This window comes from Paraburkholderia sp. J11-2, assembly GCF_905220185.1.
Taxonomy (GTDB): domain Bacteria; phylum Pseudomonadota; class Gammaproteobacteria; order Burkholderiales; family Burkholderiaceae; genus Paraburkholderia.
This window is the reverse complement of sequence record NZ_CAJMYY010000015.1, coordinates 213655-222543: the sequence shown is the minus strand read 5'-3', so window position 1 is coordinate 222543 and position 8889 is coordinate 213655. Positions and strand designations below refer to the sequence as shown.

Here is an 8889-nt window from a genome sequence, read left to right as displayed (position 1 = left end):
TCCACCCCGACGCGCGCAACTCCGGGGCGGCAACAACGGTGGCGGCAACAACGGCGGTGGCAACAACGGCGGCGGCAACAACGGCGGCGGCAGTTCAGGCGGGTGTGGCTGTGGCAGCCACGGCGGATCGGCGAGCGGCCCATCGGGCGGATTCGGCGGCGGCTTTGGCGGGGGTTTCGGCGGCTTCGGCGGTGGTTTCGGAGGTGGATTCGGCAAGGGTGGACCGTCGGGCGGCCCGGGCGGCGGGTACGGCGGCGGACACGGTGGCGGCCATGGCAGCGGTCATTGAGCCTGTACGGCGGTGCAGGCAAACCGCTGCAGCCACCCCGATCTGGCGCGATGGCCAGGCGCGCCAGTCCTGGCGTCGGCGGCGGCGTCCCGGTCCCCCGGCCGGGCACCGCCGCCGTGGGCCGGTCGCCGGATGCGCGACACGTGTGGCGTTCCCACGCGGCCATGCGGGCTGTCTGCTCGCGATACGCAGGCGCCGGCGATGACCGCGCGCGAGAAGCGCGTACCTCAATCGCTCGTTACAGCATCTCCAACGGACGCTTGCTGCGCGGCGGCTTGAAATAGGCGTCGAGCGCCGCGTGCTCTTCTGCGCCGAGCACGAGATCGAGCGCCGCGCGGTTGTCGCGCACGTGCTCCACGCGTCCTGCCTTCGGAATCGCACAGACCCCGCTTTGACCCAGGACCCACGCCATCGCCACGCGATACACCGAGACACCGTGCGCATGAGCGATGTCGTCGAGCGGCGAGCGCCTGGGCAGGCGCGCGTGATCGACGGGGCTATACGCCATCACCGGCATGCGATGCGCGGCGCTCCACGGCAGCAGGTCGAATTCGGCGCCGCGCCGCGCGATGTTGTAGAGGATCTGGTTGGTCGCGCACGCGTCGCCGCCGGGTGTGGCGAACAGTTCCTCCATGTCGTCGGTGTCGAAGTTGCTCACGCCCCAGTGGCGGATCTTGCCCGCGCGCACAAGCGCTTCGAACCCTTCGACCGTCTCTTCGAGCGGCACGCCGCCACGCCAGTGCAGCAAATAAAGATCGAGCCGGTCCGTGCCGAGGCGTTTCAGGCTCGACTCGCACGCGCGCACCACGCCGTTGCGGCTCGCGTTGTGCGGATACACCTTGCTCACGAGAAACACTTCGTCGCGCAAACCCTGCAAGGCCTCGCCGACGAGGCGCTCGGTCGCGCCGTCGCCGTACATCTCGGCGGTGTCGATGAGCGTCATGCCGAGCGCCACGCCCTCGCGCAACGCGGCGATTTCCGCCGCGCGATGCGCGCTGCGCTCGCCCATTTCCCACGTGCCCTGCCCGAGCTTCGGAATGCGTTCGCCGTCCCGCAATGCGACGCTAGCGATATCGGTCGTCATGATCTCCCTTTGCGCGCTGCAACGGCGCTGACTGGCAACGAACGGCCAGTGTATCGCCTCGCGCGCAATGCGGTCATACGCACTCTCGCAAGCCGTTCATTTCCGTGATCGCACGCCGATGACATAAAATTGCCGTTCGCCTTTCATGCACGCCTCCCATGAACGCACCCACGGAAGACCGCTGGCGCGACCTGCGCCCGGACCCGGACAACGACACGCCGCTCTATCTGCAGCTCGCACGCAAGCTGAGCGTCGCGATTCACGACAATCGCTGGAACGCGGGCGAAGCCCTGCCTTCGGAACGCGTACTCGCGGAGTCTCTCGGCGTTTCGCGCATCACGGCGCGCAAGGCGATCGCGCTGCTCGTCGAGCAGGGCCTGATTCGCCGCACACAAGGCGCGGGCAGCTTCATCACGCCGCGTATTGAAGACCCGCTCTCGCGCCTCACGAGCTTCAGCGAGATGCTGCGCCAACGCGGCTTCACGCCCAGCTCGCGCTGGCTCTCGCGTGAAATCCAGCCCGCGAGCCGCGACGAGGTGATCCAGCTCGGCCTTTCGCCGGCAGCCGCCGTCACGCGCCTGAAGCGCCTGCGTCTGGCCGACGGCATCGTCATGGCCGTCGAGAACTCCACCTTCCCCGCCGCGCTGATTCCCGACCCGAACGCGATCGGCGACTCGCTCTATAGCTTTCTCGAACAGCGCGGACTGTCGATCGTGCGCGCGCTGCAACACTTTCGCGCCGTGAATGCGAGCGAGGAAATCGCGCGGCAGATGAGTATCGCGCCCAACGAGGCGCTGCTGCTCATCACGCGCGTGGGCTACACCGCCGATCAGCGCGCCATCGAACTCACCGATACGTACTGCCGCAACGACTACTACGATTTCGTCGCGGAATTGCGCAAGTAGCTTGCTAAAACGCGCGCAGGCGCGTGATCGCGCCTGTTTGCGCCTGTTCGTTCTACCGCGCGCTCCACACCGGCGCATCGCTGCCGATCGGAACCGGTGGCCGCGCGTGAAACGCGGGTGTGAGTTCGAGCCGTTCGGCGGGCGCCACCGCGCGCACGCGTCCGAACGGCGACTCCATTTCCTCCAGACAATCGGCGAGATCGGCGACGCCCACGTCGGGCACGCGTTGGCCGTCTTCGAGCGTGCCCATCGTCTGCAGCCAGCGACCCGTTTGCGCGAGCGAAAGGCGCACGTGCCAGCTGCCGCCTTCACGTGCGCGCCGCGCGAGCGCGACCATCGCGCCGAATGCCGCGAGATACCCAGTGGCGTGATCGAGCGCCTGACACGGCAGCGGACGGGCCTTGGCGAATGGCTGCGCGGTTTCGCGGCCGCCATCGCCATGTTTCGCCGCGGCGGCGCTCTCGGCCCACACAATGCCGCTCGCCGACTGCACGAGGCTGTCGAAACCGCGCCGCTCGCGCCACGGTCCGCGATGCCCATACGCACTGATCGACACGCACACGATGCCGGGCCGCAACTGCGCGAGCGCTTCGGGTGCGAAGCCGCGCGCGGCGAGCGCGCCCGGCCGGTAGCCTTGAACGAACACATCGGCGCCCTGCACGAGCGCGCGCAACTGCTCGCACGCAGCTTCGTCGCGCAGGTCGAGCGTGGCCGAGCGCTTGCTGCGGCCGTTGTCGATCACGAGCGGCGCGATGTTCGGCAGATGCGGGCCGTTGATGAGCAGCACGTCCGCGCCGTGTTGACCGAGCGTGCGCCCCGCCACCGGACCCGCGATGATGCGCGTGAGGTCGAGCACGCGCACGCCTTCCAGAGGACGCGCGCCATCGCCCGTTTGCGGCAGCTGGGCGGGGGCGTCGCCAATGCGTTCGATCTCGAAGAGCGGCAGGCTCGCCACCGCCTTCGCTTGCTCATGCGTGGCCCATTCGCGCGGCGCACGCACGAGCGCGGCGCACAGCCCCGCTTGCGCGAGCGCGTCGTCGAGCGCCGCGCCTTCCCAGCCGAGGATCGCGCGCGCCACGGCGTCGCGATCGTCCGCACATTGGAGCACGCGCAGGATGCCCGCAAGGTGATGCGGAAAGTTCGCGTGCAACTGGATCCAGCGGCCGTCGCCGGTCGGGAAGTGGCCGGTCACGGGATGACGCAGTTCCGTGGGCGGCTTGCCGTCCACGCTCAAATAACGTTCGCTGCGAAACGCGGCCAGTGCCCGGCGCACGTCGATCGCCACGCGCTGCTGCCGGCCCGAGCGCAATGCGTGCAGTTGCGCCGCCGCGAGCCCCGCCGCGCCAATGCTGGCCGCCGCGAGCGTGCCCACGCGAAAGATCGACGGCAGGCCCGGATCGCCGCCTTCCATATCGAGCCAGCCGAGCGCGGACGGGTCGCAGCCCGCCAGCATCCAGAGGTGTTCGAGCGCGTCGCGTGGCGTCATGGTGTGGAGTCCTTTTGCTAGGAGAGCGTGGAGAAAACGGGCTGAATTGATGTCACGAATCGTCGCGCCGCTCGAATCCTGGATCAATCTTGATTATCATGATCAACATAGATTGATTTCTCCGGTTCCAGGAGGTGAGCCACCATGTCGAGCTATATGACCGCGGAAGAAGCCGCCGCCGAACTCGGCATCAGCCGGGCCACGCTCTATGCGTATGTGAGCCGTGGACTCATCGCCTCGGCGCCCTCGCCCAATGGCCGCCACAACCGCTACGACGCCGCCGAGGTGCGGCGCCTCGCGCGCCGCAAGGCCGACGGCAAGCGCGCAGGCAAGGTCGCACAGAAAGTGCTCGACTGGGGCGTGCCCGTGCTCGAATCGTCGATCACGCTGATCGCCGACGGCAAGCTCTTTTATCGCGGGCAGGACGCCATCGCGCTCGCGCGCGAGGCTTCGCTCGAAGACGTCGCGGCGCTGCTCTGGCAATGCGCGCCGCGCCGCGTGCTGCAGGCGCCCGAGGCGCCCATCGCGGCCGCGCAATGGTCGGCATGGCTGAAGATCTGGAGTGGGCACACGCCGCTCGAACGTGCGCTCGTGCTGTTGCCGGCCGCCGCCGCGCAAATGCCGCGCATCTGGGCGCAGGGCCGCGACGCGCAAATCGACACCGGCGCGATGCTCATGCGTCTGCTCGCGGCGGCGCTCGTTTCCGCCGCGCCGTCGAACGAGCCACTGCACCGCCAGCTAGGCGAAGCGTGGGGCGTGCGTTCGCGCGCGCAATCCGACCTGCTGCGCGCGGCGCTCGTGCTGTGCGCGGACCACGAACTGAATGCCTCGACGTTCACGGTGCGCTGTATCACCTCGACCGGCACGCATCTGTTCGGCGCGGCAACGGGCGGCCTGGCCGCCCTGGCCGGGCCGCGCCACGGCGGCGAGACCACGCGCGTGGCCGCGCTCTTCGACGAAGCTGCACGCGCCGACGACCTGCATCGCTATCTGGCCGACCGCCTCGCGCCCGACGACCTCGGCGCGGCGGTGCCGCTGTCCGGCTTTGGCCACCCGCTCTATCCCGATGGCGACCCACGCGCGCGCCTGTTGCTGGACCTGCTCGCACAGCGTGCGCCGGCGCGCTCGCCCATGGACGAAGTCGACGCGCTCGCCCAGGCCGTGGCCGAGACGAGCGGCGCGCGCCCGACGCTCGACTACGCGCTCGCGGCGATCGAACGCGTGCTGGGACTGCCGCGCGGCGCGGCGTTCACGCTGTTCGCCGCCGGCCGCGTGACGGGCTGGATTGCGCATGCGCTCGAACAGACCGCCGATGGCCGGTTGATCCGCCCGCGCGCCCGTTATGTGGGGGAAATGGCCGGCGATGTGCGGCACGTTGGCAGGCACATCGCGTAACCGGAGCGAAAAGCAACGAGCAACACGCTCAACCCGCCGCCCGCACACCCCACTGCCCGCGCTGCGCCCAGTCGCGCAACGCCTCGCCGATGCGCGCCGCAACACTGCTCGCGCCCGCCGCGCGTACGCGCTCCATGTCGACGGGTGCGAACGTCCGCGCCGGCGCTTCGGCGGTTGCGCCGCCCAGCGCCAGCACGAAACGCGCGCCCTCGCGGCCTGCGCTCACGTGAACGCGCACGCCCGCCGCAAGCCCAATCGATTCGCCGGCGCGCAGCCAGTAGTCGCCGGCGTCGCCGGCGATCGTGAGCCAGATTTCGCCTTCGCTCACATGCAATTGCATAGCCTCTGCGAGCCGCCAGGTTTCGACGGGCTCGCCGTGTTCCAGTTCGAAGATTCGGATTTCGCGCATTGCCGTGCTCCTTGCAGACTGGCCGCCGATCACCCTCGGGCGGCCTCCGGAAGGCTTGCTGATCAGGACTTGAAGCGCCTTCCCGGTAGGAGCATTATTGCGGTCAGTGACGCACGATCCCATGCACACTTCCGAACAGTTCATCTGGAACTGTGCAGTGAAAAAACCGAACAGTCACGTACCCTCCGAGACCCAGATGAAACTCGAACTCGACCGCGCGAGCGATGTGCCGCTCACCGAACAGATCGTCACCGGCGTACAGACGTGGATTCGCTCGCGCGCGGCGCACCCGGGCTCGCGCCTGCCGTCCATCCGCCAGTTCGCCGCCGACTACGCCATCAGCCGCTTTCCCGTGATCGAGGCCTATGACCGGCTGGTCTCGCTCGGCTATCTCGACTCGCGCCACGGCTCGGGCTTCTATGTGAGCGAGCACGCACGCGCGGGACTCTCCGGCATGGGCACCTGCGACCTCACGAACGCCGCCGACGAGTCGGGCCATCTGCTCAGCCAGCTCGAACGCGCGGACGAATCGCTCCAGCTCGACAGCGGCTCGATCCCGCAGGCCTGGCGCGACATCGACGCGCTTGGCCAGGCGATCCGCCATGTGTCGCGCAGCGACCCCGCCAGCCTCGTCGACTACGGCACGCCAACCGGCGACGCCACGCTGCGCGAGCATCTGCGCAACCGGCTCGCGCCGCTCGGCATCGTGGCCGAGACGCAGCAGATCCTCGTCACCGAAGGCGCGAGCGAGGGCCTCGACCTGCTCATGCGCTACATGCTCAAGCCCGGCGACACGGTTTTCGTCGAAGACCCCGGCTACTACAACCTGTACGGTCTGCTGAAACTGCACGGCGTGCGCCTCGTGGGTATCCGCCGCACGGCGAGCGGGCCCGACATCGACCATTTGCACGCGATGCTCGCGGAGCACCGCCCGCGCGCTTTCTTCGTCAACACGGTCTTCCACAACCCGACCGGCTCGACGATCTCGCCGCCGGTGGCGTTCCGCTTGCTGCAGCTCGCGCGCGAGCACCGCTTCACGATCGTCGAGGACGACATCTACGCCGATTTCCAGGCCGATCCCACCGACCGCCTCGCCGCGCTCGACCAGTTCGAGCACGTCGTGTACGTGGGCGGGCTCTCGAAAACGCTCTCCTCGGCGCTGCGCGTGGGCTACGTGGTGGCCAACGCGGCGATCGTGCGCGACCTCGCGGCCATCAAGGCGCTGACCACCATCAGCGGCTCGCGCTTCACGCAGGCCGTGGCCGCCACGCTGCTCGAGCGCGGTGCGTACCGCAAATACCTCGAACGGCTGCGCCGGCGCATCGCCGAGGCGCAGGGGTCGGCCACGCGCACGCTCGAAGCGCATGGGTGGGAGCTGTTCGGCGGCGCGGCAGCGTCGCCCGCGGCACGCGGCTACGCGCAAACGGGCGGCAAGTTCGTCTGGGCGCGCGTACCGCACGTGGAGGATTCGGCGCGGCTCGCGGCCTGCGGCGAGCCGCTCGGCGTTGCGGTCTCGCCGGGCAGCCACTTCCGCCCGCATGGCGAGGCGAGCCCGTGGATTCGCATCAACGTGGCGCTCACGCTCGACCCGCGCGCGCAGGCGTTCTTCGCGGCGGCGCCGCGTCTGCCCGGATAAGCGCGCAGGCTTGGCAAATGCGTGGCAGCGGGCCCTGCGGTCTGCGCGCGCACGCCGTTTTCCCTACAATGGCGCTTGCCTGCGCGCCCCACTCCTCGCCCATGTCCGAATCCACTGCTGCATCCAGCACCGCCCCGTCGCCCCGCTCGTTGTCCGTGATGCTGTGGCTCGTCGCCACCGGCTTCTTCATGCAGACCCTCGATTCGACCATCGTCAACACGGCCTTGCCGGCGATGGCGAAGAGTCTGGGCGAATTACCGTTGCGCATGCAATCAGTCGTGATCGCGTATTCGCTCACCATGGCGGTGATGATTCCCGTATCGGGCTGGCTCGCGGACAAACTCGGCACCCGGCGTGTGTTTCTCGGCGCGATTTTCGTATTCGCGGTCGGCTCGCTCCTGTGCGCGAGCGCGCATACGCTGAACCAGCTCGTGGTCTCGCGCGTTGCACAGGGCGTGGGCGGCGCGATGCTGCTGCCGGTCGGCCGGCTTGCCGTGCTGCGCACGTTTCCCGCCGAGCGCTATCTGCCTGCGCTCTCGTTCGTGGCGATTCCGGGGCTGATCGGCCCGCTCATCGGTCCGACGCTCGGCGGCTGGCTCGTGCAGATCGCCTCGTGGCACTGGATCTTTCTCATCAACGTGCCGGTGGGCGTGGTGGGGTGCGTGGCCACCTTCATCTTCATGCCCGACAGCCGCAACCCCGACACGCCGCGCTTCGACCTGCCGGGCTACCTGCTGCTCGTCATCGGCATGCTCGCGATTTCCTTCGCGCTCGACGGGCGCAGCGAGTTCGGCATCCAGCACGCCACCGTGCTCGTGCTGTTCATCCTCTCGCTCGCCGCGTTCGTGGCCTACGGTCTGCACGCGGTACGCACGCCGCAGCCGATCTTTTCGCTCGATCTCTTCAAGATCCACACCTTCAGCGTGGGCCTGCTCGGCAATCTGTTCGCGCGCATCGGCAGCGGCGCGATGCCGTATCTGATTCCGCTGCTCCTGCAGGTGGCGCTCGGCTACACGGCATTCGAGGCCGGCCTCATGATGCTGCCCACCGCCGCGGCGGGCATGTTCTCCAAGCGCCTCGTGACGTACCTCATCATGCGTTACGGCTACCGCAGCGTGCTGGTCTCGAACACCGTGCTCGTGGGCCTCATGATGGCGAGCTTCGCGCTTTCCACGCCTAACGAGCCGCTGTGGATGCGCATCGCGCAACTGGCGATTTTCGGCGGCGTGAACTCGATGCAGTTCACAGCGATGAACACACTCACGCTCAAAGACCTGGGCACCGGCGGCGCGAGCAGCGGCAACAGCCTCTTCTCGCTCGTGCAGATGCTCTCGATGAGCCTGGGCGTCACCGTCGCGGGCGCGTTGCTTACGACCTTCACGGGCATCATGGGCCACAAGACAGGCGAGAACGTAATTCCGGCCTTCCACGCGACGTTCATTTGCGTGGGCATCATCACGGCAGGGTCGTCGTGGATCTTCGCGCAGCTCTCGTCGGACCTGCGGCGCACTGCGAAAAAGACCGATCCGTCCGAGCGGGCCTGATACGCCGCGGCCGCTGCAGCGGTCGTTGCAGTTGGATCGCCGGGCGGCGGCGCGCGCACCGCAAAGGTGCGGCGCGCCTCGCGGCCGTGCGTCGCCGGCGTTCGCGCGGCGTTCAGGCACCAACACAGGAACATCGCGGGC

General features: G+C 68.6%; 8 protein-coding genes. 5 read left to right on the top strand and 3 right to left on the bottom strand.

The features are described from left to right. Positions 1-289: hypothetical protein (locus U5A57_RS22310; RefSeq protein ID WP_321913822.1), on the top strand; the 289-nt coding region annotated here is incomplete at its 5' end. A gap of 238 nt (positions 290-527) precedes the next feature. Here U5A57_RS22310 and U5A57_RS22305 read toward each other — a convergent pair. After that, on the bottom strand, positions 528-1373 hold the full coding sequence (locus tag U5A57_RS22305) for an aldo/keto reductase (protein WP_321913821.1): 846 nt from the start codon (positions 1371-1373) through the stop codon (positions 528-530). A 158-nt stretch (positions 1374-1531) separates the two neighbouring features. Between U5A57_RS22305 and U5A57_RS22300 the strand changes: the two genes are divergently transcribed. Beyond that, complete coding sequence (locus tag U5A57_RS22300; protein WP_233882636.1) at positions 1532-2278, top strand: GntR family transcriptional regulator; 747 nt, start codon at positions 1532-1534, stop codon at positions 2276-2278. A 52-nt stretch (positions 2279-2330) separates the two neighbouring features. Here U5A57_RS22300 and U5A57_RS22295 read toward each other — a convergent pair whose 3' ends face one another. Next, positions 2331-3764 (bottom strand): CoA transferase, encoded by a 1434-nt coding sequence (locus U5A57_RS22295; RefSeq protein ID WP_321913820.1) that lies wholly within the window; start codon positions 3762-3764, stop codon positions 2331-2333. A 144-nt stretch (positions 3765-3908) separates the two neighbouring features. Between U5A57_RS22295 and U5A57_RS22290 the strand changes: the two genes are divergently transcribed. Further along, positions 3909-5159, top strand: a complete 1251-nt coding sequence (locus U5A57_RS22290) for a citrate synthase family protein (protein WP_321913819.1) — start codon at positions 3909-3911, stop codon at positions 5157-5159. Between the two features lie 28 nt (positions 5160-5187). Here the strand turns inward: U5A57_RS22290 and U5A57_RS22285 are convergent, their stop codons facing one another. Beyond that, positions 5188-5568 carry a DUF2917 domain-containing protein gene (locus U5A57_RS22285; RefSeq protein WP_321913818.1) on the bottom strand — a complete coding sequence of 127 codons (381 nt, stop codon included), beginning with the start codon at positions 5566-5568 and terminating at the stop codon, positions 5188-5190. Positions 5569-5764: 196 nt separating this feature from the next. On the opposite strand from U5A57_RS22285, the gene U5A57_RS22280 reads away from it, so the two are divergent. Next, entirely contained in the window at positions 5765-7204 is a 1440-nt protein-coding gene (locus U5A57_RS22280; protein WP_321913817.1) for a PLP-dependent aminotransferase family protein, read from the top strand. A gap of 101 nt (positions 7205-7305) precedes the next feature. Further along, positions 7306-8748, top strand: coding sequence for a multidrug transporter subunit MdtD (gene mdtD, locus U5A57_RS22275; protein ID WP_415765270.1), 1443 nt, complete (start codon positions 7306-7308; stop codon positions 8746-8748). Positions 8749-8889: the final 141 nt, after the last annotated feature.